The sequence below is a fragment of the Longimicrobium sp. genome (genome assembly GCF_036388275.1).
Classification (GTDB): Bacteria; Gemmatimonadota; Gemmatimonadetes; order Longimicrobiales; family Longimicrobiaceae; genus Longimicrobium.
In genome coordinates this window covers 130,149-154,270 of the sequence record NZ_DASVSF010000110.1, presented here as the reverse complement: position 1 = coordinate 154,270, position 24,122 = coordinate 130,149, and the positions used below count along the sequence as shown (strand labels likewise).

At 67.6% G+C, this 24,122-nt stretch carries 16 protein-coding genes, 1 pseudogene and 1 riboswitch; of the genes and pseudogenes, 5 read left to right on the top strand and 12 right to left on the bottom strand.

What is annotated here, in order from left to right:
- Window positions 1-252 precede the first annotated feature (252 nt).
- Together VF632_RS25780 and VF632_RS25775 are read right to left on the bottom strand one after the other, a co-directional pair.
- Window positions 253-780 (bottom strand): hypothetical protein, encoded by a 528-nt coding sequence (locus VF632_RS25780; RefSeq protein WP_331025824.1) that lies wholly within the window; start codon window positions 778-780, stop codon window positions 253-255.
- A gap of 1,315 nt (window positions 781-2,095) precedes the next feature.
- Window positions 2,096-2,170, bottom strand: a riboswitch (cyclic di-GMP riboswitch).
- 740 nt (window positions 2,171-2,910) lie between these two features.
- Window positions 2,911-3,207 carry a hypothetical protein gene (locus VF632_RS25775; protein ID WP_331025823.1) on the bottom strand — a complete coding sequence of 99 codons (297 nt, stop codon included), beginning with the start codon at window positions 3,205-3,207 and terminating at the stop codon, window positions 2,911-2,913.
- 1,082 nt (window positions 3,208-4,289) lie between these two features.
- On the opposite strand from VF632_RS25775, the gene VF632_RS25770 reads away from it, so the two are divergent.
- A complete protein-coding gene (locus VF632_RS25770; RefSeq protein ID WP_331025822.1) occupies window positions 4,290-4,598 on the top strand; it encodes a hypothetical protein in 309 nt (102 codons plus the stop codon).
- Window positions 4,599-5,600: 1,002 nt separating this feature from the next.
- Here VF632_RS25770 and VF632_RS25765 read toward each other — a convergent pair.
- The 3 genes and pseudogenes from VF632_RS25765 to VF632_RS25760 form a co-directional block, all read right to left on the bottom strand.
- Window positions 5,601-6,191, bottom strand: a complete 591-nt coding sequence (locus VF632_RS25765; protein WP_331025821.1) for a hypothetical protein — start codon at window positions 6,189-6,191, stop codon at window positions 5,601-5,603.
- A gap of 54 nt (window positions 6,192-6,245) precedes the next feature.
- Window positions 6,246-6,878: pseudogene (locus VF632_RS28335) on the bottom strand (tetratricopeptide repeat protein); the annotation flags it as partial.
- Window positions 6,879-7,902: 1,024 nt separating this feature from the next.
- Entirely contained in the window at window positions 7,903-8,253 is a 351-nt protein-coding gene (locus VF632_RS25760; RefSeq protein WP_331025820.1) for a hypothetical protein, read from the bottom strand.
- 422 nt (window positions 8,254-8,675) lie between these two features.
- Here VF632_RS25760 and VF632_RS25755 point away from each other — a divergent pair, with 422 nt between their 5' ends.
- From VF632_RS25755 to VF632_RS25745, 3 genes are read left to right on the top strand one after another with little or no spacing between them, the layout of a single operon-like run.
- Window positions 8,676-9,164, top strand: coding sequence for a hypothetical protein (locus VF632_RS25755; protein ID WP_331025819.1), 489 nt, complete (start codon window positions 8,676-8,678; stop codon window positions 9,162-9,164).
- Window positions 9,161-11,131, top strand: a complete 1,971-nt coding sequence (locus VF632_RS25750; RefSeq protein WP_331025818.1) for a relaxase/mobilization nuclease domain-containing protein — start codon at window positions 9,161-9,163, stop codon at window positions 11,129-11,131. The genes VF632_RS25755 and VF632_RS25750 overlap by 4 nt, the downstream gene beginning before the upstream one ends.
- 27 nt (window positions 11,132-11,158) lie before the next feature.
- On the top strand, window positions 11,159-12,280 hold the full coding sequence (locus VF632_RS25745; RefSeq protein ID WP_331025817.1) for a hypothetical protein: 1,122 nt from the start codon (window positions 11,159-11,161) through the stop codon (window positions 12,278-12,280).
- A gap of 251 nt (window positions 12,281-12,531) precedes the next feature.
- On the opposite strand, the gene VF632_RS25740 is transcribed toward VF632_RS25745, so the two are convergent.
- Together VF632_RS25740 and VF632_RS25735 are read right to left on the bottom strand one after the other, a co-directional pair.
- Window positions 12,532-13,002 carry a response regulator gene (locus VF632_RS25740; protein ID WP_331025816.1) on the bottom strand — a complete coding sequence of 157 codons (471 nt, stop codon included), beginning with the start codon at window positions 13,000-13,002 and terminating at the stop codon, window positions 12,532-12,534.
- A 117-nt stretch (window positions 13,003-13,119) separates the two neighbouring features.
- On the bottom strand, window positions 13,120-13,491 hold the full coding sequence (locus tag VF632_RS25735; protein WP_331025815.1) for a response regulator: 372 nt from the start codon (window positions 13,489-13,491) through the stop codon (window positions 13,120-13,122).
- 850 nt (window positions 13,492-14,341) lie between these two features.
- Between VF632_RS25735 and VF632_RS25730 the strand changes: the two genes are divergently transcribed.
- Window positions 14,342-15,643, top strand: coding sequence for a tyrosine-type recombinase/integrase (locus VF632_RS25730; RefSeq protein ID WP_331025814.1), 1,302 nt, complete (start codon window positions 14,342-14,344; stop codon window positions 15,641-15,643).
- 378 nt (window positions 15,644-16,021) lie between these two features.
- On the opposite strand, the gene VF632_RS25725 is transcribed toward VF632_RS25730, so the two are convergent.
- The 5 genes from VF632_RS25725 to VF632_RS25705 form a co-directional block, all read right to left on the bottom strand.
- Window positions 16,022-16,192, bottom strand: coding sequence for a hypothetical protein (locus tag VF632_RS25725; RefSeq protein ID WP_331025813.1), 171 nt, complete (start codon window positions 16,190-16,192; stop codon window positions 16,022-16,024).
- A gap of 727 nt (window positions 16,193-16,919) precedes the next feature.
- Window positions 16,920-18,512 (bottom strand): hypothetical protein, encoded by a 1,593-nt coding sequence (locus VF632_RS25720; protein ID WP_331025812.1) that lies wholly within the window; start codon window positions 18,510-18,512, stop codon window positions 16,920-16,922.
- Window positions 18,513-18,563: 51 nt separating this feature from the next.
- On the bottom strand, window positions 18,564-19,367 hold the full coding sequence (locus VF632_RS25715; RefSeq protein ID WP_331025811.1) for a hypothetical protein: 804 nt from the start codon (window positions 19,365-19,367) through the stop codon (window positions 18,564-18,566).
- Window positions 19,368-20,043: 676 nt separating this feature from the next.
- Window positions 20,044-22,761 carry a DUF5916 domain-containing protein gene (locus VF632_RS25710; protein WP_331025810.1) on the bottom strand — a complete coding sequence of 906 codons (2,718 nt, stop codon included), beginning with the start codon at window positions 22,759-22,761 and terminating at the stop codon, window positions 20,044-20,046.
- A 95-nt stretch (window positions 22,762-22,856) separates the two neighbouring features.
- A complete protein-coding gene (locus tag VF632_RS25705; RefSeq protein ID WP_331025809.1) occupies window positions 22,857-24,047 on the bottom strand; it encodes a hypothetical protein in 1,191 nt (396 codons plus the stop codon).
- Between the last annotated feature and the right edge of the window lie 75 nt (window positions 24,048-24,122).

Genomic DNA, 24,122 nt, shown 5'->3' with positions numbered 1-24,122 from the left:
CGAGATGCGCGCGTGTCGCGGATCGCCCGCGCTAACGCAGTGGGAAGCTCCGTGCATTGCCGTACGAAGTCCATCGCCCACTCCGTCTTGACGGCTGGGTGGCCCGTCACCACCACTTGGACAGCCAACCGACAGTCGTTCCTCGCCTTGACAGTGTCCGGGTTCGCCTGCCCGGCCGCGCTGAGCGGTAGGAGCAGGGCAAGCGTAGATATCCAAAGACATTTCATGCGCGAACTCCAAAGCGAAACGGGTTCAGTACCACGGACGGGGAGCACAAGGGAAAATTGCCGGAGGAACCACCCCGGGAATACTGTCAGTCGTATGCGGTGCACTATACCCCGTCAAGTGCCCCACCATGTACGACCGATAATGGGTGGCGATCATCTCGGCGAATGTATAGTCCTTCAGCTCGGCGTCCCACGCTATGAGATTCGCCATCGAGTCCTGCGGTGCGTTGTTAGCGATATACACCTGCATCGCACGAACGTGCGACATCACGGGTGACGCACCGGAGCCCTCGTGTTCCCGAGTGAGGCGCCGTAGCTCAGGCACCTGCCAGGTCCTGCAGTAGCCGTTCGGATGGCGGATGCCGGTGCTCGGGTCCGTCCAAGTGCCTCCGGTTTGCAGGTTGTACCATGCGCTTCCAGTCTGGAACGCGGCCTCGTTGATGTGAACAGTGACACGAATGTCTTGAATCGGGTTGGCGACGTACCACCATCCAGCGTTCGGACCCTCGCCGATCCTGACACCAGTGACTGGCGGGCTGGGCGCGTCGTCCACGTGGCTATCCGCGAGATGCCCTGGGCGGGTCACGTTCGCCGGAGATGGTAGATGAGTAGCCGGCTCCTCGTGGGGCCGAACCGCCGGACGCGGCCACCGCCGATCGCGCACGGTGATTCGTTTCGTCGCTGAGACAGGCGCACCGTTCAAAAGCGCGTTGATCCCAATTTCGCCACTCACGACCATACGGCCCTTCCACGAAGGTAAGCCACTCGGTCCCGGTATCTGGTTGCCCGTCGTATCCGTGAAGTTCCACCGAATATCGGTGAGCGCGGCACCTGGCGGATTGGTAGCTGCCTCACATGACAGGTCATCGCCCCGTGTTAGCGCCACTGGACCACCGTGGCCGTTGCATCGGAGGACAAGCGAAACCTGCTGGACGGTGACTGGCTCGCTCGTGGCGTAGTAGTCCTCGCGAAGCATGAACCACCTGCCGTACACCTGCATATGTCCGCCGCTTGGCGGAACGAACGTGCAGCTGCTCGTCATTCGACGGCACTCGTCCGGGTACACCCATTCGTTCGAGTCGGTTCGAAGGAAACGCCAGACGAGCTCCGCCGTGCCCGGATAGGTCACAACATCGAACGTTACCGGCTGCCCCGGAGCGACGACGGTCTCCCGTGCTTCGACCTGAATCAGCGCTATCTTCTCCGCTACGATCTGGGTCTCTCCGCCGAGAGAGTACCCAGCCACCCGCCCCATTTGGTACGGCGCAGGGCATGCGAGACAGTTCGGCTGCCCGGGCATGCCGTCGCGCATTGCTTGCAGCTTCCAGCCGGGCCGGACGTGCATGACGGCTTCTAGCTGTCCGTCTGGTGTGACTAGCGGGGACCAAGCGGAGCCTCCACCATCCGGCCCCACCGCACGCACGTGCACCCGCAACGCTCCGAACTGGCCGATGCCCGCCCCACCGGCCGAACCCGTTCCAAAGGTGGGGGTGGCGTCCCCACCGTTACAGAACGCGCCTCCACACCGTTCGAAGTTAGCGTATAAAGGTGACCATGAAACCTCCCCGCTCGTGCGAACCCGAATCCACATATCCGCCCCGAACACAACTCCGATGTCTCTCCAGCTTAGTTGACCCATGGCATCTCCGTTGTCGGGTGCCGTTGCAATCGTTCCGCTCGCAGAGAAGCCACTCGGATCCACGGGATCGGAAAGCGCTAAGGACGCTGCAACTGGTACCAAGCGTACCGAGTTCGCGACGGTCGGCGAAACCGCGTCACAACCGCTAAGGACTAGGATTCCCACGATCAGCGGCGTACTCAAAGATGGACGCCTGCGGCGGCTCATACTAGGGCAATTGCTTTCGGCTATCGGCTGCTGGGCTGCCTCCAGAAGGCCCCTGGCTCTGCGGCGCCGCCTTGCGGCGGGTGTGCTTTTATTGACTCCGATCAAGCGCACAAGTCTTCTCCTGCTTGGGCGAAGGGGGAACTCGGAACATGGGAGGTTTTGCCGGGCGGTATGATTTCGGACGAGGAAACGGGTCTCGACCCACTGTGGGAAGTAGGTTCAGAAGCCAATCTACCTGCGTTCCAGTTTTGGCGCAAAGCGGTGTACGTTCCGCACACCGGGCGGTCCGAGCAGGCCCGATGTCGGTGGGGAGCCTAGCGGTGTGACTCACTCCTTGTGCGCCCCTTTATCTGCCTGCGCCCGGCGGGCTATCGTGTCGTGGCGCACCGTCCCCGCTGCTGACGCCAACCGCGCTTCGCACTGCCATTGTGGAAGAGGCACGCCCGCTCGCTGGTGGAGCCTTCCCACGGCCCCCAAGACCTCGCTGCGGGATTCCTCAATCCGGGTGGCCGGCATCCCGGCCAGCAGCACGTCCAACGCGCTCCCGACCGCTTTTCGCAACGCGTCCTGTGCGCGTTCGTCCATGCCACGCGTCACGGGCGCGCCTGCGTCACGAGCGAGGTGCGACCACCGGCGACACAACCACCCCACGGCGAAGATGCCGCCGCGTAGACGCTCCGGCCCAAGCTCCCGATGCGCATTCGCGCAGGACCGCCGCCGCTTCCAGCACCACGCCAAGCGCATCATCCGACCGCGAGACTTCCGCGAGTAGGGCGGCGGCATCCGTGGGTGACAATCGACCGTCCAGCAGGGCGGCGATTCGCTGGGCATCGAGCGTCATCCCGCACCGGTGGAGTGGATCACCGCACGTGCCGCCGCCAGCAGCCGGTCGCGGAGTGTCGTTTCGGGGGGATGATCGCCGCGGGTCGCTTCGGCGTGGGCGAAGGCCAGCGGCGCACGCTGAGCCGCGTCCAGTGGAGTAAGACCCAACCGCTCCATTTCCAAGCGTACCAAATCTCTGAACCGGACGAACACCTTCACGGAGATTGGACCTGTTCCGGACGGCTCAATCAGCCACCGCCCGAGTAATTCAGCGTCCGAGAGCGTCCCGCCCGCCGGAATGAATGATTCCATGAATGCCCTCCCATTTTCCGGAGCCGGGGCGGGACCGGGCTTCGGGAGCGCCGATCCAAGCTCCGCCACTTCCCACGCCTCGCGCTGAGCAATCGCCAGGGCAAGTGCCTGTTCATGCCCGTACTGGCGAACGGACCACGTCCGCTGGAGGCGGGTCCCGTCCCCCTGCGAAAATGTCGCGGTCCAGTACGCGGACGCGCCGGGCCGCGCCGGGCGAAGGTGGACGCCGACTCGACCAGACGTGGTGCGTGGTTTCAGAACGATACGGCGCCTGTCGGAGTCGGGCACACCCGCCTGCACGATGATGGTTCTCCGCCAAGCGCGGGCAGCGTCCCGCGCCGCCGCCGCCCCGCCGAAAGCTGCATCGAAGAAGACTTTCCGGACGGCCCCGGAGGGCAGGCGTGCCGTAGCTCGCCATCCGTCGCGGCCGGACGGTAGCCGGACGCGTACAAGGCCGGGAATAGGGCCGCGTCCCGGCCGCGTACGGCGAGCAGACGCGTGCGGCTGGAGCGGAACGGCTGTACTCACGCGGCGCGTCCGTCCGGCGTCGGCTGCGCCCCAGAGTCTTCCGGGCACAGGCGAGCGATTTCGAGTCTCAAAGCCGGGTAATCGGATTCTGGCACGAGTGCCGTCAGCACTCCGATTGCCCGCGTGACTTCCTCCCGGTCCCTGCGCAGGCGGGCGGCGTGCGCAAGATCGAGAGCAGCGGAACAGCGCACCGGCGAGGAAATCTCTTCGTCCCGCATCAGACGCCACGCACCCTGGGCCGCAGTGGCGGCGTCTAACGACAGAGGCCCGGATGCACCAACGCGCGGACGGACGGGAGACCGAGCGAACGCCCTCGCAATCAACGCCGCCGCCGCGAGACGGTCCGCCGGGCTGAGTGAGGCGACCCAAGGGGAAAGCCGTTGCAGCGCCCCGCGCGCCTTGCCCATCTCGCCCGCATCGGTCCAGAGCCGCGCCAAGTCTAGGAGAAGGGCCGGAGCGCCCTCTGCATCCGGGCAATACGCAGCTTGTGCTGCCGAGGCACACCGCCGGGCTGCTGCATCGTCGCCGCGCACACGCGTAATCCGGAGCAAACCGTGCGCGGCACGCATTCGTACGCCCGGCTCGGAATATCGACGCCCTGCCCGGAAGGCGAGCTGATGAAAGTGTTCGGCGCGGTCAGTGGCTCCGTGCTGCTCGCAGAGGGTGCCCAGGTCGACAAGGGCAGCAGCGTACGTGGACCCGTCTTTCTCGCGCCGAGCCAAGCCGACTGCCCGGTGCAGCCACGTCCCGGCGCGTGCTGCCTGACCTGCGGCAGCCGCGAAGATGCCCGCGTGGAGGGCAGCTTCCGCGCGCTCTGGCGAGGTCAGCGCCGCCGCCTGCGCGAAATCTATGGCTGTCCTTAGCAACCCGGCCCCCCGCGCCCACGCCGCCACTTGCAGGCAGCACAACGAGAGCGCGCCCGCATCAACGTTGTCCGGCGCGGTCAGCAAGGAGTTGATCGTGTCCAGAGATGCGGCGATTGGGGCGGGGATTTCCGTTTCAGTAAGACGCGCCAAGCGCCTCGTGTCACTTCCAGAGGCGAACAGACCCGTCCGCGCGTGCGGCGGCGTCGAGGTCCACAACGCAACGTCTCGCGAAGTGCGCCATAGTAGCACTCCCAGTTCGCCGTCGTTCTCCGCGAGAATGCCTGCGCCCTGCATAGTCTCGCCCGGTTCACAGAGCATCGCGGGGGGAATGCACCAGCGCCGGGACTCGCCCTGCTTTCTTGCCATGATTGCCGCAACTGAAGAATGAGGGGGCACTGAGGCACAGATCAGGTCACGTCGTGTGCAGTCGAATCGAAGTAAGGCGGGAGGGAATAGCCGCGTCAAGATCGCGCCATAACATTGCCAAGCTGTTATACACGGCACGTTAGGAGCGCCGCTGTATTACCACTTGGGAAGTGGTGAGGCTATGCCATAGCTATGTGAAATGTAGGAGGTCGCACCTGCGGCGGGGTGAGGAAACAAATGAGTGCGGTGGCGGGATAGGCGCGGCCTGCACTACATTGGCTCCGTCAGGCTTACTTGTTCCTCAACGAAGGATGGTGACGTTATGGTTCAACGGGTGAAGCTAATCCGCGCGGTGGTATTGGTAGCTACGTTCGCGGTGTCGGCGTGCGGCAGGACGCCGACCGACGGTAGCGGTGCAAGCGTCACGGGGGCCAGCCAAGCGAGTCAGGTTGGAGATTCGGCAGCAACGACGACACAGCAGGAGAGCACGGCATCAACTGCCGAGTCTGACACGACGGCAAATCGCGGCGGGGTGTTGATCGGATCGGGCCACTGACGCGCAAAGCACGACCACCGCCCCGGCCCAAACGGGCGTTTTGCTGGGGCGGTGGGGCAGTTTCCTGCACGGCAGGGCTATGAATGGCCGCCCGACGTGCGATCGAGGCGCCGCAGCCGCTTTCCGAAGCGGAGTGCGAACCGGCTTACGTCGGGTGGGGGCTGCTCCGCATGGTCGGGGGCTGGTCGGCCTTCGCGGATGTAATCGAGGAGTTGTGCGGCGGCCTTCCGCTTTTCCTCTGAGCCGCGCGCTGATGCGGCCGCAATCGCCTCCAGGGCGAGTTCCTGCGCGCGTATCAAATACCCTAAGAGGTGCGCGCCCCGCGCCAGCTCCATGTAAATATCTGGCAGAGACTCGCCTGCGTGGCGATCCAGCTTTGTCGCCTCCGTCCACGCACTCAGAAACCGGTCCCGATGCCCAAGGCCAGCGGCAGCCCGGCTGATGTTGGCCAGGATGGCAACCCGTTCATCCAGCCGCGTAACGTGCGGCAACGCGTGTTCATAGAGTGGCAGAGCAATTGAGTAGAAACCAAAGATCGTCCAGAGGCCGGCCGCATCATTTGCCAACCGGTACAGTTGCGGATTGTCCGGTCCGTAAAGCTTGTAGGCAGAGACGATGTGTGCCTGCCCCTCCTGCAAATTCCGCTCTGCAAATGCGAGCGCGATCATGTTGTGTCTTGTCGCGGCGACTAGCTCAGGCAGTCCCCCCCGGCGGGCCGCGCGGAGCGCCCGGATGAATCTTGACCGGGCCGCAGGTAAGTTGCCCCGCTTTTCCTCCATGATCGCCCAGCCCAGATAGGCATTAGCGTACCCAGCCTCATCCCCGGCTCTGCGTGACAGCGCGATGGCTCGCCGAAAGAGGGATCTCGCATCGTCAAACCTACCCTGCCGACGTGCAGCGCGCCCGGCCGCAAAAGCGAACTCCGGATCGAACTCAACGGTCCGAGCCGCTAACCACGCAAAGAGATACTCCGTAGCCGTGAACCCGTTCAACGCAGCCCATTCGGAGATTTCTACACACGCGTGAGCAACCTTCCGGGCTTCAGTGCGATCAGGCGCGGTAACAACCGAATTCAACGTTTTGAGCGGAGCTGCAAGCGGGTGCGCGGTGGGTAGCTCGCCCGGCTCCGAACGGAACAGAGCATGCCGGTCTGCACGCTCGGTAGTTGCCCAAAGGAGGGTATCGCGAAATCGAAGGAGAAGAGGCAGGGCCTCAGGTTCCTGCAATTCCTCTAGTAGCTCGAAGCCTTCAAACCGTGCCCAAGAGAGCGTCGGGACCGGGTGAACAGTCCAACGTCGCTTCGGGCCACGGCGTCCCCGGTTCGCTGGCTCGGGTTTCTCGAAGAGTATCGGCACTCAGCTACGAGGCTCGGTGTGAGCGTGCACCCGTGAACAGCGGTGCACAAGACGACAGAATAATCACCGCGCCCTGTATACGCCATAACCGCCGGTTCAGGCAACGAAAACCCCGGCCAGGATAACCCGGCCGGGGTTCGCTGGTGCGTGCGGGGTGAACGTTCAGGACGCCGCGCGGGGGTCACCCGCGACGGCGTGCCTGACGTTACCAACTCACCGCCCGGTAGCCTTCCCGCTGCTCTGCGGGCATTTCCCACCGGGTGAGCAGCTCGTGCAGAATGGTCGTCGGCGAGCTCCGCCGATGGTATTACCCTGTCAGTCGGTAGCCTGCCCTCCACCTCACGCCAGCCCCACCCGTCCCCCATCACGTCTAGCTGGAATCTCTGTTCTGAGGCGGGGTTCTCATTACCAGACGAGTAGGCAGCGAACGAATGGTTCCGATTCCAACCCCGAACCATCAGCAGGGCATCCCGGACGCTGTTTGTGTGTCGCTGATCCCAAACAACCGTTGTGCTGAGCCCGCCGAACTGCACGGCCCAATGGTTTGTGGGTCCAGCTTCAACGCCTCCCGAAACGCCCAACTGCTGGCGCACTGCCTGTCCCTGCTCGTCAATTAGCCGCACTAGCGTCTCAAGCTCCCTGCTTAGGGCTTGGAGGGCTTCCGAAGACTCCAGCCGATCGCGTCTATCCGCCTGTGCCTTACGCTCGCGGGCAATCCGCGCCGCCCTGTCCGACAGGGACTCTCCAGGTTGTCTCGCTCCTGACTGATCGCTCATCGTCCCTCCGGCTCCGGTTCAATCTCATTACCCTGCATCAGAACCGTGCCCCCGTCGTTCAGATCGCAGATGGCGGCTCCGGCATTCACCCAACGCCGCACTGTTAGCACGTCGCCCCGCTGGACAAGGCGTTCGCCTTGAAGTTCGGCACCCGTCTGCCGATCAATCAACCTGCGGTGCACATCCCGTAGCACGACGACCCGTTCCCCCTCCCGCCCAGGTTGCATACGCCGTTCTCCTGTCGATTGTTAGGACCTCAGGGCTCCCAAAGCTGCCTGCTTCTTAGTGGCGCCCGCGTACCCACCGTAGTGTTGCTCCGCCCAATGCACGGCGTTGACGAAGGCGGCTGCCCCAGGCATTGCCAGGGCCATCCGAGACTGTAGGTAATCGAGCGATGCGGTAACCCAGCGGTGGCCGAACACGTTGTTCAGGGTTTCGACTACTTCATCAATCCGGTTTTCGAGCGCATCCGGTACTAGCGGAGAGTTGTTCGTCGCCCTGCCACTCACCAAGTACGACAGCCCCCAAACAGCACCCACGGTGAGCGCCACGTAGCCAAGCGCCTCCAACACATCGCCGCCGCCACCTTTTTTCGCCATCTCATCCCCTCCTCGAATGAAGTTTCACCGGGTGTTTCTTTCCCCGCTGTGATGCCCGTCGCGAGCCGGAATCGTGCCAGCGGGATTAACTGTGCGTTAGCCGGGTGTTTCGACCTGATTAGGTACCGCTTCGGCCTTACAGGTCAGCAGAACGCTTCCGCATGTGTCGCGGTATCTCGTTGTGACGCGGCGAACACCGAGAGCCAGCAATGGGAAAGAGGTGCCTTTTTTCCTCGCTGCGCTCGGAGGCACCTCTTTCCCTGCTGGCTTTTCGCTGCGCTCAAAGGGTGATCGGAGGGGCCTCGCGGCGGACGCCGTGCTCCCGCGCCCGGCGTGCAGGGTATCACGCGGGGGAGGCCCCTCCCGTTACACGTTGCGCGCTACGCGCAAATCCCCAGCAGCAACGATCCACGGAGTACCCGATGCGCGCCAAGCGCACCATCCGAAAGCCGACCCGGTGGACCCCCGACGAGTGGCGCAGCGTCGAGGACGCCGCGCGCGCTCGGCGCCTTCCGCCGCTCCGGTTCGTCCGCGAGGCCGTTCTAAGCGCCGTGCAGACTGGCGCCACGGCTGCCCCGCCCAGGCGGCGCCGCGTGGGCGACGAGCTGGTGCACCAGCTCGCGCGCGTCCTGAACAACCTGCGGCAGTTGGAGCGTGTGGCCGACGAGGACGACGACGCGGACACGGCGCTACTCTGCGACTCGGCCGCACGCGTCACCGAGTACGTGATCCGCCGCGCGCCGGGGCGGGCGGACGCCGCCGCTCCGATTGTTGAGGAACTGATTGCCGCCGGGCGCGCGCTGAACGAGGTAGCGCACCGGGCGAACGCGGACGAGGCGCTGCCGCCCGCCGACGAGGTGGTGGAGGCCGTCAAACAGGTCTACGCCGTCGTGAGGCGTGCCGTCGCATGATCGGGAAGGCGTACAAGCTCGGAAGCGGGTTCAAGGGGCTGGCGGCCTACTTGAAGCACGGCCACCGCGAGGCGTTGCAGCCTGAGCGGGTGGCGTGGGTGGAAGCGCGCAACCTGCCGACCCGCGACCCGGAAACGGCGGCGCGCGTGATGGCGGCCACCGCTCGCGATTCCGAGCGGGTGCGCAAGCCGGTCTATCACTTGTCGATCAGCTTCGACCCCGGCGACCCCGTGGACCGGGACACGATGCGCCGCGTTGCGGATCGCACGCTCCGCGACCTTGGGCTGCACGAGCATCAAGCCGTGATTGTCGCCCATCGGGACCGCGCGCACCCGCACGTCCACATCGTCGTCAACCGGGTTCATCCCGAGCAGCGCACCGCCTGGTCAAACTCTTGGGACTATCGGCGCATCGAGGCGAGCTTGCGCCAGCAGGAGGCGGACTTGGGCCTGCGGATCGTGCCCGGCAAGCACGCACCCGTCCCCGAGCACGCGCGCGACCTCGTGCGCCCTGCGCCCGCGCAGCTTGTCCGGGGTGCGCCTGAGTACGTGGAGCGCGTGCGCGCGGCGGCCGGTCCGCACTTGACGGGCGCCCGCTCGTGGGCGGAACTGGAGCGCGGCCTAGCGGAGCACGGGCTGGCAGTGCGGATGAAGGGCCGGGGGATGGTGGTCACGGACGGCACGCACGAGGTGAAGGCGTCCGAGATTGACCCGGCCGCGTCCCGGTTCCGACTGGAGCGCCGCTTGGGTGCGTTCACCGACTACCGCGCGCGGCAGGCAGTTGCAGGGCGTGCGCTGGACGAGCGCACCGTGCAGCGTGCCGCCGCGCCCAGCGTGGAGCGGCGGACACCGGAGCGGCCCGCGCCGGAAGGTCCCGCGATTCCGACCGGAATCAACCCGCAGCGGCGCGCACCTGAAGTGCAGCGTGCGCCGCAAGCTCCCACGCCCACGCCGGCGGCGCGTCCCGCGCCCGCGCCGGCTGTGGAGCGGCGTACCCGTCCCCGCACCGTGCGCGAAGCCGCACGCGACTTCTCGCGCGAGGCTCGTGCGCTCTACTCAGATCCCTCAGCAGCGCGCCGCGCTTTCCTATCCGCCGCAGAGCGGCGCGGCGCGGACCGCGCCGCCGTCACGCTCCGCGACGAGCCCCACCGCTTCGGCGCGCTCCGGCCCGGTGCCGATCCGGCCCGCAGCGCGCGTGCGGCGGATGCCGGGTTCGACTACGCCCGCCACCGTGCCGCCAGCGACCGCGCCACCCTGAAAGGGACCGCCGCGCTGGTCCGCGAGGCGGACGCGTACGAGCGCGGGGTGCGGGCCGTGGATCGCTTGGCGGACGAGGCTGCGCGCGCCGCGCGCGAGCCTGCACGGCTCACCCAGGTTCGGCGAGACGGCCTGCGGGCCGTCCGCGCTTTCCGCGACGATGCCGCGCACGTCTACGCCGATCCCGCCCGCGCCCTCCGTGCCGTGGAGGCGTACCGCGCCCGCTTCGGGATGGACGAGACGGCCCGCGCCATCCGCGAGGCCCCCGACCACTTCGGCGCGCTGCGCGGCGTGGAGTCTACCCGCTATTTCGGCTTCCAGCGCGTTACCAGCTACGAGGCCGGGCACAAGCGCGCCCAAGGCTTGGCCGAGACGTTCCGCACGGCCTCGCTCGCCCGTGCTGCCCGGCCGAGCGCGGGCGACGTGCAGCGTGCCGCCCAGCGCGCCCGCGAGTCTGCGGGCGCCCTCGATGCAGCGCGCGCCGCGCTCCGTCACCTGGACGTGCGGGGGCACGTCCGCGAGGCCGCGTCGCGCCTTATGGCGGCGCAGATCGGCAAGGGACCGGAGAAAGCCGCACAGCTCGCCGCGCGGCTAATCCCGATGGTCCCCGCGTCAGCCACGCAACTGGTCAAACAGGCTTTCACGCTAGGTAAGACCATGGCTCTCGGGCACGACCACGAGAGGGAACGCGAGCGCGGCCTGAGCCGCTGAGACAAACGCCTGCCGCGACATCGACCCATGCCCAAGCAGCAGAACAACCCGCACGCCACCCCGGCCCAGCCCACCCGCGAGCGGGCGCTGTACGTCAGCGCCGCCCGCGTCTACTTGGACGCCTTCCGCGTCGTGTTCGTGGACCCCGTGATCGCCCGGCGGCGGTTCCGCCGCGCGGCGGAGTGGGATCAGGCTGGCGCGCTCGCCGCCCTGCTGCTGCATCCGGACGAGTTCGGCCCGCGGTGCGTGCGCGCCTTTGCGAGCGCCGTCCGCGACCCCGCGTTCATCTACTGGACCCAGCGTGAACGCCGTCCTCGCGCGTTCCTCATCCGAGTTGCGGAACTGCTGTACGCCGAGGATGAGAAGCGCGCCCATACCGAGCGCATGCGGGTGACGCGGAGGGAGGCCGAGCAATCAGGCCACCGGAGCGGGACGCTCCAAGAGGACCGCGCCCGCAGCCGTCGTGTCATGCGTGAGGCCTTTCACAAGGCGGCCGAGGTCTACACACACCCGGCGCGCGCATGCCGCGCGATTCTTCGCTGCGTCCGCCGCCATGGTGCCGAACGAACGCGCGCGGTCTTGGAGCAGAAGCCGGATTTCTTTGGTGCGCTCCGCGTGGTCAAACATCCGCGCGGTGTCTGGCCGCTGCTGCTGGTGTTCGACAGCACCGACGAGGCGAAAGCCTCTGTGAAGGCCTTCCGCGACAACGGGTTTGATCCCGCCATCCGCGTCCGGAGCGGGCGCAGCAAGGCCGGGGAGGTTCTGCGCACCAGCGAGTGCGCGGCGTCGTACTTCAGTCAGTTGAAGCATCTCACCGAAACCGAGCCGCCGAGCGGCGCCCTGGCCGAAGCAGCGCGCCTGCTGGCCGTGCTCTGCCGCCGCCGCGACGTGGACGAGCCGCCGCAGGGAAAGGGGCCGCCGCCCATCTACAAGCAGCTTTCCGCCATGCTCCCCGACCGCATGGCCGGGCTGATCGTGGAAGCCTTGAAGCTCGCGAAGAACGAGACGGGCGAAAGCCCTGAGTGGAACCGTGGCCGGGACGGCTACGGGCGGGAGTTGGCGCGCAGCTTGGGATTGGAATTTGACTTCGTTAGCCGCGGCTGGGACCGCGGGCGGGAGCGAAGCCGCGGGGGAGGTATGGAACTGTGAGCGCGCGTGAGCTATCGAATGCGGCGCACGGCGTCGCCGGGCAGCTCCTGCGGCTGCGTACAGCGGGACGCGCATCTATCCGTCAGGTCTCGACTTTCCTGGACCGCGATGGCTGCACGCGTCCGAGCGGACCCGGCATAAGCCACCAACTCCGCAACGCGCGCCTGCATGCGACTCAGATTGTTGCTACTGTTGTTCATGGTTTACCTAGCTTTCTACCCTTGGCGGCGCGTTGTATTCGTGGTCTGACCCTAGCTCACCGGCTGGACTCCCTGTTCGTAGCTCGGCAGGTCAGTCCATCGCAGTCCCGCGTCCGCACTTGCGAGGCACCGCTGCACAGCGTCGGCGAGGTTGCGCGGGGATACCGGTTTGTGCAGGAGGCCACAGAACCCGTCCGCCTTGCTACTCGCGGTCGTGTAAAGCACCTGCGCCGTTACTGCAAGGACCGGCACGTGCTCCAATTCCGGATTCGCGCGAATTCGCCGCAGTGCTTCCTCGCCGCCGAGGTCTGGCATCATCAAATCCATGATGATGAGGTCCGGCCGCTCGCGCTGGGCGATCTCCACCGATGCGAAGCCACCGGAAGCCACAGCCGTCCGAAACCCCAGGTGTTGAAGGATCGTCGCGAATATCGTTCGGTTGTCCGGATTGTCGTCGGCCACGAGCAAGAGCGGACGGGTCGCGCCCTGCTGTTCTACTTTCAAGGTCGGGGGCGGCATCATGCCGCAGCGGGGGAATGTTCGTCGAGAGTTCGACAAGTTGAACATAACGGTAAACCCCCGTTCCGCAAAGCCATCGGCTACCCTCAACGGTTACACGAGGCGCTCTCTCCGGCCGCGCTACGCCCGTTGGGACGTGAGCCGTTCCACTTCGTCCACCACGGCAAGTGGCGAACACGGCATGGCCAGGTACGCGTCCGCACCGGCTGCGAATGCGGACGCGCGGTCGGATGGCAGCGCGCGAGCGGTGAAAATCAGTACGGGGATGTCGCTGGTCTGCGGGTCAGCTTTCAGGCGGCGCGTTGCTTCAAGGCCGTCCAGCACGGGCATCTTCACATCCATGATAATCAAATCAGGGGTGCCCGAGCGGGCGAGGCGTATTCCGTCAGCCCCGTTCTTCGCTTCGACCACGTCATGGCCGGAGTGCTCCAGAACGCTCCTGGCGATGACCCTGTTGTCAACGTGGTCATCGACTATCAGCACCTTTGCCATGCGCCCGTGCCCCGATTGATGGTCAAGAGAAGCGAAAGCGAGCGGGCAACCAGTATGCCGAGCGTAGTTGCAGCCGCAGGCGAAAAGCTTGGGCGTGTCCCCCCTGGCGGGGGGCCGGGCTTCGCGCGCAGTAGGGCGACAAACAACGTCGCCCAACTGCGCCGGGCCAACCCGGCGACTCGGTGCGCCAATGTCCTGCAGCGTGCGCGAGGCTTGTTTCCGTGTGCCTCCCCGCCGGGCTGTCCCGGCCCTGCGGGCGCGAATCCCTCACGCACGGCGGCAGGGCTACGGGAGAGCGTGAGGAACCCTGCGCCCTGCCGCCTTAAACCCGAACCCGGTAGCGCGCGACGGGTTGCGGGGCGCGCCCTCTACTTGACGGGCTGCGCCCGTCGAAACGGTTTCCGGCAAACCCCTTCCGGCTTCTGCGCGCGCGTGCCGCGTGCCGTGGCGTCCGCTGGTCCCGGCGGGTACGCTCGCTTAGGCTCGCTATCGCCTGCGCTCGCAAGCTCGCTACGGCGGGGCGGTCGCCTGCGGCGGGCATTTGTGGGGGGCAGCGCCCCCCACACCCCCACGTGTTGGTCCGCAGGAGTGAGCACGGGCGGGGCAGGCGCCGCCGGGCCGGGCCGGGTGTCGTGCCCTCGCTTTGCAGTGGCGTCTCCAACATTGCAGGCGCGCCGCAATGGCGGCGTTGCGCATGGCAGCAGCGAAAGTGCGGCGGGGCTGATTCTGGCCGGAATCACAAGCGGAAGCAACGCAAACCGCACAAACAAAACTATTGCGCACCCTGCAATAGATCGCTATATTATAGACGTGGGTTGCGCGCGCCATCGCTCACGATTCGGAGGCGACGATGGCGCAAAAGACTAAAGCCAAGGCGTGGAGCTACCTCGCGGGGGAGAAGGGCAAGAACCGCGTCCGCGCCTACGAGGACGGCAAAGGTGGCGCGCTCTACCTTGAATGGTACGAGCCAGTGTTTGACAACAAGGGTATTGCGATCAACGATCCGCGCACGGGGCAGCAGCAGACGCGCAAGCGGCGCCTCTGCCTCACGTCGGCCGGGATCAACTCCCGCGCCGACGCCATGAAGAAGGCCGAAGAAGTCGCCCAGCGTTTCGGCCAGCTTGCGAGGCGCGCGGCGGCGAAGGTAGACGGGCCGTTGACGCTGGGGCGGCTGCTATCGCTGTACCTGGCCGAAGTGGTGCCGACCAAGCGTGCAGGCACGCAGGAGCATAACCGCATCATGGCGCGTATCGTCCTCGCGTTCTTTGGCGAGGGTGCGATAGTGGAGCGGATCGGGCCGGACGGACGGCCAACTACGGAAATCGGCAGGGTGCGCTATAACGCGTTTCTCCGGGCGAGGGCCGAGGGGACTATCCCCGGCTTTCCGAAGCGCGCCAGACCGCAGACGGTGCGGCTTGCCGTGACGTTCATGCGGGCAGTGTTCAACTGGGCCAAGATCGAGCGCGACGACGGGTGCCCGCTGCTCATGCGGAATCCGTGGGAGGGCTTCCCGATCCCCCGCGAGGACACGCCGACCCGCCCGGAAATGACTGCGGAGCTTCACGCGCGGCTTGTGGAGCACGCAGCAGATTGGAGAATGGCCGTAGTGCTGGACCTCTGCCGCGAGACGCGGCGGCGCATGAACAGCGTGCGCCAGCTCGCGCTAGAGGACGTGGACCTAGCCGCAGGGACGGTGCGCTGGCGCGGCGAGTTTGACAAGGCACGCAAGACGCGCGTTACCCCGTTGTCCACGCGGGCGCGGGCGGCGATATTGCGGGCCTTGGAGCAACGGCGGGCGGAAGGGCTGGACGCGTCCCCGTGGCTCTTTCCCGCCAAGCGGGACGGGGCGCAGGCGGTCAGCAAGAACGTGCTTCACAACCTGATGAAGCTGACCAAGCGGCGCCTTGGGATCAACGTTGCTAGGCTCGGCTACCACGCCGAGAAGCGGGCCGGGATTCGCGATCCGCGCTTTCGGGCGCTCCCGCCAACGGTGCAGGAAGAGCTTGCAGGCACCACGTGGGACACGATGCGGAAGGTGTACGACTACGTTGACCTTCCGACGCTGCACGAGGCGGTAGCGGCCTTGGAGGCCGATCCGGTGCCCTTCGAACAGCCGCCCGCGCCGGCCCGGCGCCTGCGTTCGGTGGCGTGATTCACCAACGGACAGCGCCAACCGACAGCAGGCGCCAACGGGCAGTGGTAAGCCGTTGCAAGACGGGCACTTACCGCCGGATGGCTGAATACGCGGCAACAACGGCCCAAAGTCCGCCTTCGCGGACTGCACGCGCAGTTGAGTGCGCGAGGCCAGCCGGTGCGCGATTTAGGTCTCCCCCTCCCCTGCGCAGCGGGGGACGGGGGCCGGGGGGAGGGGGCTCCCAGAGGCATGCACCGGCACCCAGTCGCACCCGCTCGAAGTTCCCCCCTCTCCCGGCGCAGTTTGCCGGGGGAGGGGCCGGGGGAGGGGCCCGCCGGAGGACGCATCCAGAGGTTTCGATGCGCGGAGGAGCCAGCCAGGCGATCGTGCCGGTGCTTACGGCTGCTTCGTCACCACGCGCCGTACGGCGGGGTCGGACCAGGCTTCGCGCAGAGCAGGGTCCTGCTGGATCTCGCGCTGCACCGCCGGGTCGCGCACCAGTTCGCCCGTGAGCTCCAGGAGCTTCCGCGTGCCATCGTCGACAGGCCGCGGCGCCATGCCGGGCATCGCGTGTCCGCTCGCGTCGTGGTTCAGTCCGGCGTGCGGATTCGTAGCGCCGCCCGCCGCTGCGTGCGCCGCGGTGTGCGACTGCCCCCCGGCGGCCGCATGGCTGCCGTGCGCGTTCGACGCCCCGGTCGAGCGACCGTGATTCGTCGCGGCGTGCGACGCGCCTCCGGATTGCGCTGAGTGGCCCGCGTGTGCCGCCGTGGACGACGTGCGCGGGGCGTGATTCATCCCCTCGTGGCCCGCACTGGAGCCTGCAGAGTGGTTGGCCGCGTGCCCCGCCGCTCGGCTGGATGCGTGTCCAGACGCATGACGAGTTCCGCCAGTCGCTGCGTGCCCGCCCGTGTGCGCCGCCGTTCCGGCCGCGGCGCGTCCGGCGCTGCCCCCGTGCGCCGCGTGGTCCACACCCGACGTCATGTTGGATGACGTGGCGGTGCCGCCGTGGGCCGAGTGGTCCGCTGCCACTGCCGCAGTTCCATCGCCGGTTGCGTGGCCCATGGCAGAGTGGTCCATCCCAGCCATCCCGGCGGCCGAGTCAGCCCTGGTGGAGTCGTGCATCGCGTGGGGGGCAGGGGCCGGCGCGACCGTGTCTCGCCTGGCCTCCAGCGGGCGCTCGGCCGTGTCGGGCTCGCCCGAGCATCCGGCCATCACCAGCGCCGCCGCGAGGCTTGCACCGTACCTTCCGTACATCGCCATCACCTGGGTCGAGGACGCGGACTGCCGCGTCGGTTCAGTGCCTGTGCGCATCGGCGGCGGGCGCGGCGGGCTGGGCGCGGCGCAGCTCGGCCAAGCGCCGCTGCACCTCGGGATCGCTCCACAGCTGGTGCAGGCGGGGGTCGGAGTGGATGCGGGCCTCCACCTCAGGGTCCGAGAGCAGCCGCACCGCGAAGTCGATCGCCTGCGCGCTGTCCGCTGCCGCGCCCGCCGGCATCGCCTCGTGATCCATCCCGTGCGCGGCCTGCATCTCGCCGATCAGGCGCTGCAGCACGGGGTCGGTGGCCACTCGCTCGCGGATGACCGGATCCGCCATCAACCGCGCGTGCAGTTCCGCGATCAGCGCCGGACTCGGCGACCCGCTCCCGCCCTTTGCGGAGGCGGACGGGGCCTGCGCGCCGTGCGCCGAGTGGTCCGTCATCGGCATTGCGGTGGATGGGGGCGGCGCGGCGGAGTGATCCGTCCCCTGTGGCGCCGCGGCGGACGGCGGGCCGTGGCCCATGGCTGCGTGATCGGCCGCGGAGCCGCCGGCGGCACCGTGCTGCATCCCACCATGGGCCATCACGGCGCCGCGCTCCACCGTGGGCTCGGGGAAGCCGGGGAGGAGGCCCACGACCGGCCCGCCCATGTTCTGCACGCCCATCGCGTGGCTCATCTCCAGCCACTCGGCCTGCGTCATCACGAACGAGGTGGCGTCGCGATATCGCTCCGCCGCGCGCAGGATCTCCTCGCGCTTGCGCTCCCGCGGCACCTTGGGCGACGCCAGGATGTCGGAGATTACGTCGTGCATGCCGTGCAGGTTGTCGAAGATGATCGCCGCTTCCGGGTACCGCGCCGTGAACCGGGGCGCCACCGCCGCCGTCATCGGCATCAGGCGAGGCATGTTGCGGGGCGCGTCCTGCAGCATCTGCCGGAAGCGCGCGACCGTGGCCGTCACCCCGGTCTGCCGCTCCTCGGGCGTGCGGCCGACCACCAGCGGCTCGTACAGCCCCACCTGTAGCCAGTGGTAGCCCCAGATCAGCCCGTTGAACTTGGGATAATTGTCTCGGAACGCGGTGGCGTAGTATTGGCCCTCCATCAACTCCATGTTCTTGGGAACGGAGCTGAAGGCAACGTCCGGGCGGCTCTTGTAGTAGCGCAGCAGGCTCGCGACTTCGGCGTCCTTCTGCGTCTCGGACAGCCGGTCGTCGCCCAGCACGTCGTACATCTGCCGGTGAAGGAGGTGCGCCCATTCGAACATGAGCTTGGCCTCGGGGGCGAGCTTCACGTATTCGATCTCGATGGCGGCTTCTTCGAGCGGCATCCGCGGCGGGCTCAACAGCAGGCGCCGGGTGATGAAGTCGTACTCGCGCTCTTCCAACTCCGACACGGGCGCACCCGGACGGGTGTAGAGTTTTTCGTACAGGATGGCGTGCCCGTAGTCGAACGCGTTGAACAGGCGGTCGGCACCGGGATAGTTGCGCCGGAACACCCAGTTGTGCTCGGCGGGCATGTAGAACTGCTCGTGCTGCCGCGTGAACTGCGCCCGCGCCGGCTCGGCCGACGCGCCCAGCGCCAGGCCGATGGCCGCGGCCCCGAGGGCGGCTCGTGCGGTAAACTTCGTCATCATCACTTCTCCTCTATCGGTCAGGCCGGCGCTGCCGCCGGCCGTCGCGCGCTTTCAGCGGATCGGGAGCAGGCCGCGCACCGCGAAGGCGTGCGCCGCTCCAAAGGTGAACGACCAGCCCTGCTCGCCGCCCGCGAACCGCCGGCCGATGCCGAGGTCCACGTTGAACTGCGGGCTCGTCTGATACCGGAGTCCGGCTTCCGCGGTCCACCCGAGCCGTCCGTCGTCGTCAAGCGGCTGCTCCGCGAACAGGTCCGCGGTCGCCAGCAGGCCACGCAGCGGAAAGGCGCGATCGACGGCGATGCCCGCCATCCACCGCGACGCCTCGCCCACGTCGCCGCCTTCCGAACCGAGCGTATACTGGCCGTTCAGGTGAAAGCGCGCGCCGGTGAAGGTGCGGGTGGCGATTCCCTTCAGCGAGGTAACGGCGCGGTCCGGGGCCAGGCCTCCCACGGGAAGCAGCGTCTCGACGGCGATGGCGAACGCCGGGAGCGTGCGCGTTTCGACGTTCAGATTGTGGAGCGCGGCGATCTCGATGCCGGCCAGCCCCTGCACATGGTAGTGGTCGCCGTCGTCGAGGAACGATACCGGAAAGCCCACCTCCAGCTGCGTGCGGGGCAGGATTCCGTAGGCGATCTCCGGCGCGATCTCCCATTTGTATGCGCCGCCGTTCTCGTGCTCCAGGCGCACGGGGGCGAGCTGAAGCTCGAAGGCGTATCGCTCCACCGGGGCGGCGTCCTCGATCTGCACGGGTCGGCCGCGGTCGGTGTTGTAGTAGTCGGTCTGCGCGCAGGCGGGCCGCGCCGCCGCGCCGAATGACAGCGCGGCCGCCGCGGCGGCCGTGATGATTCTTGTCATGCTCTCCAGGTCGATGTCGAACGGTTCGCCGCGCGGAACGGCAAGTTGCGGTCCCGGGCCGGTGCATCTTCTCTGGATTGCGGGACTTGGGTGTGCGATCCATGGCGGGTTGTGGCGGCGGGTGGGGGCCCCTCCCCCGGCCCCTCCCCGCACAAACTACGTGCGGAGAGGGGGGAACTTCGATCGGGGTTCGACTGGCTGCCGGTGCATGCGTCGGAAGCCCCCTCTCCCGGCCTCTCCCCCGCAAACAGCGCGGGAGAGAGGAGACCTTCGATCGAGGTTCTACTGGCTGCCAGTGCATGGCCTCACCAGGGTCCCAGCCAGGGCGCGGCAGCGGCACCTGCCGCGGGCGAATGAATTCGCTGCAACAACCACACGATGTCCGCCTGCGCGGACTACATGCTGTGGTGTGGGGATGGGGATGGGGCGCGTCCTGAACTCCGCCAGGGCTTGATGTGGCGGCCGCCGTGGCGCGGGTTGTTAGGTGTGTGGCGGATCCCTCAGTCGCTGCTATCTGTCGTGTGAGGGATGGATTGGCCGGGCCGCTCCTTCGGGATGACATCGGGTGCTTCGGCAGGTGCGGCTTGCAGGCAGGGTGCAGCCCCGACCGGGCCGCGTGCGTCCCGGTCGGGGCTTTCCGCTGTTGTTGCGGCGGGTTTACCCGCTCACGCGCGGCCTACCGCCCGATCCAGTAGCTGGCCTTGATCACGAAGATGTTGTCGGCGCGCTGCCGGAAGATGCCGGCGGCGTCGCGCCCGAAGTCGAAGTCGCCGTACGTCTCGCCACCCGCGCGCTGCTGCTGCCACACCAGGAAGAGCGTGCTTCCCGGACGGTACTCCCACCGCAGCACCGCGTTGCCGCGCAGCGACCGCACGTTCAAATCGGGGTTGTCGAACGAGAACGACTGCGCCGAACCGGCGCCCTCGACCGCGCAGTTGCCGTTGGGATCTGCCGTGTAGTCGTTGTTCGCCTGGTCGAAGCAGATGGTGCCGAAATCCTGCCCGTACTCCTTCTTTTCCAGCGTTCGCGGCCCGGTGAACTCGCTGAAGTTCTCATAGTCGCCCGCGAAGACGAACGGCTGTGCGAAGAGCTCCAGCGTCAGCGTGGGCGTGAACGTCCAGTTCAGCCGCGTGTTCATCGACAGCTGGTGCTGCGCCAGGTTCGCCACCACCGCGCGCTGGCCGAAGAAGTGGGTGGCCGTGGCGTCGTCGCGGCGCAGCACGAACTGCTGGGTGTTGCGCGAGAAGCTGTACGACGGCCCCAGCGTGAGCTGCACGTGGGGCGCGGGGCGGATGCGCACGCTGCCGGCCATCGACGTGTAGCTGCCGCCGTCGGTGTCCCGCACGTAGTTGCCGTTCAGCGAATAGAGCAGCGCTTTGCGGGGGTCGGTGCTCATCCGGGCGTGCAGCAGGTTCTCACCGGGCCGGCGCGCCACCCCGGCCCCGCGGGTCAGCCGGTCGTCGTTTCCCCCGGGGTCGAACTCGGTGTAGAACGCCACGTTCCAGTAGTTCGTCAGCTGCCCGCCCGTAAAGAAGTGAAGCTGCCCGCCGGTGCGGTCGCCGTCGAAGTTGTACTCCTGCTGTCCGCCCAGGATGGCCTGCCACCAGCGGTAGTGCCGGGTGGGCGTGTTCCACCGTCGCATGACGTTGGCCACCGACCACACCCAGTCCGCCCGGTTCAGGAACGCCGCGTCGTTCACCTCGAACCCCGGGCTGCGGTAGTTCACGGCGCCTTCCCACTGCCACTCACCCGCGTCCTTGGCCAGCCGCAGGTATCCGCCGTGGCCGCGCAGCGAGGTGGCCGACGCATCCAGCTGGTCGGAGAAGATGCCGTTGCCACCGCTCTGCCGGTCCGGCCTCTGGAAGTAGCGCGCGGACGAGTTCTGCAGCCGCAGGATGGAGCTGGAATCGCCCGCCACGTTGGAAAAGGCGATGTTGCCCATCAGGTGGTAGGTGCGGTTCTTCCACCACGCATCCCAGTCCACGCCCACCGCCTCCGCGTGTCCCGGAAGGCGGGTTTCCAGCGCATCGGATTCAAACCGGCGGATCACCGACGTGGCGATGGCGCCCACCACCAGGTTGCCGCCCCGCAGGTTCTGCCGCACCCGGCCCACGAAGTAGTTGCTGGCCGGCTCCACCTCCTCGGTGAATCGCCCGCCCAGCGTGTCCTGCCCCAGCGCCCTCTCGGAACGGGTGACGGCATCCATGAGGCCGATCTGCAGCCCGCCGCGCGTGCGTCCGGTGACCTTGGCCGCTCCCAGGATGGTGCTGTTCTCGGGAGTCTGCACGTACTCCGAGCCGTCAAGCGTTCCGCTCCCCTGCGGGGATCGGCCGATGCGCCGCGAATAGAACAGCGACATCGACGTGCCGTCGCAGTTGAAGCACGAGAAGCTGCCGAAGTTGAACAGCCCACTCCCCTCCACGAAGAACGGCCGCCGCTCGGCATAGAAGGTTTCGAACGCCGACAGGTTCACCACGGCCGGGTCTACCTCCACCTGCCCGAAATCGGGGTTCACGGTGGCGTCCAGCGTCAGCGTGGAGCTCAGCTGGTACTTCACGTCGGCGCCCACGCGCGTGCTGTACTCGCTGGCGCTCTGGAACGGGCTGCCCGGCTGCGTGGGCCGCACGTAGCTGGCGCGGCTCAGCGCGTAGGGCAGCAGCTCCATCCGCCCCCGGTTGCGCGGCGCGCGGATGCCCTCCAGGTGGCCGTACCGCGCCGGTCCGCCGCTCTCGCGCTTGGGCCAGAAGCTCCACGACGAGTTCTCGTTCAGCCGCTCCACGAAGCGCTCCACCTGCAGCCCCCACGTCTGCATGCTGTCGCGCGGAAAGCGAAGCTGGCTGAAGGGAATCCGCAGCTCGGCGGCCCAACCCAGCGAATCGATGTGTGCGGCCGCGGAGTACACCGGGTCCCACGACGGATCGGCGGAGGCAGATGCCTGCCCCGCGTCGTTCTTTACCCCCGACGGGTTGACGAGGAACGCGGTGACGCCGGTGTGGTCGTGGTAGGTGTCGAAGATGAACTGCACGTAGTCGCCGCTGTTCACCTGGTCGCGGCGGAACAGGCGATCGCTGACGCCGCGCGCACCGAGCGAATCGTACATCCGGGCACCGATGTACAGCGCGTCGGCATCGTAGGCCACGCGGACCTCGGTGCGCTGGGTGGCGGGCTGCCCCTCAGTGGGGTCTCGCTGCACGAAGTCCGTCGCGGGCGCGGCCGACTGCCAGACGGCCTCGTCCAGGCGGCCATCGACCATGATGGGAACCGTGCGCTCCACGGCCTGCATGCGCGGTGCGGCGCCCGTGGTATGCGCGCCGCCCTGTGCGCCGGAGGGCGCCGCGAGCGCGAGCGCGGCGGCGAGGAGGGCCGCAAGGGGGCGACAGGGGTTCATGGGCATCGGAAGAATCTCGTGGAAAGAAGGGCCGGGCGGCGGATCCGTCGACGCTTGGATGCGCGCGCCCGGCGAAGGGTTGGGTTACGGCTGAGCCGGGCTCAGCGGTTGCGCCGGACGTACTCGGGACCGATGCCGTGGATCTTCATTCTCACCAGCGCGTCGGGCGAGGTGTCGCGAAAGCCGGCCTCGCGCACCTCGCGGATGAACCGCGGCGTCACGCCGTGAATCCTCATCTGCACCAGCTGGTCGGCGGTGGCGTTCTCGAACCCCAGCGCCCGGTACTCGCGAATGCGCTCGGGTGTCACGCCGTGGATGCCCATCTGCATCAGGTCTTGCCGGTCGAGCCCGCGAAAGCCCAGGGCCGCCAGCTCGCGCACCAGCTCGGGCGTCACCTGGTGGATCTTCATCTGCGTGACGTCATCGGCCGAGAGCCCCTGGAAGCCGGCCGCGCGAAGCCCGCGGACGTACTCGGGGGTGATGGAGTGGATGCGCAGGTCCACCAGGTCGTCGGCGGAAAGGCCGGTGAAGCCGACGTCCGCCATCTCGCGCACCTGCTCTGCACTCACTCCGTGGATGCTCATCTTCAGCAGCTCTTCGCGGTCCAGCTCGCGGAAGCCCAGCGACTCCATCTCGCGCACGAACGCCGGGGTCACCCGGTGGATGCGCATCTCCACCACGTTCTCCACCGTGTTGGCGCCGGCGATGCCCAGCGCCCTCATCTCGCGGACGTACTCGGGCGTGATGTTGAAGATGAACAGCTTCATCACGTCCTCGATGTCGAACGTGCCCAGCCCCAGCCCCGACAGGCGCCGCACCCCCTCGGCGGACGCGCCGACCAGCGCCAGGTGCATCAGCTCGCGGTCGGTGACGCGATCGGTGCCCTCCACGCCCAGCGAACGGAGGGCGGACGGGAACTGGCGGTTGGGGCGAAAGCGGAAGTGGCCCGATCCCCTGCCCTCCCGGAACGTGCCGTCGAACTCGAACACGCCCGGCTCGCGGTCGATGCGGAAACTGACCGGCGTCGACGCGGAGGCGGTGAGCGCGTCGGCGGAAAGGCCGGCGAGGTCCGCGCGGGCGATGGAGTTCCCCCAGACGGAGCTCTCCGTCATCAGGTTCAGCTGCAGCCGCTCCGGGCCGCCGTGCCGCGCGTCGATCGTCCACGTCCCATCGGTGCTGTCGGCGGCGGGGGGCGTCGCAGGCTCAGTCGCCGGCGGCCGATGGACCGTGGCGGAGACGACGGCGGCGGTCGCCAACAGGGCCGCCGCGGTGGTGATAAGGGCTCTGCGCATGGGGCAGCTCCTGTCGAAAAGGTGAGGGGTGGGCGCACGCCGGGGTGGATGGCCGCCTCGTACGGGCTCCACCTG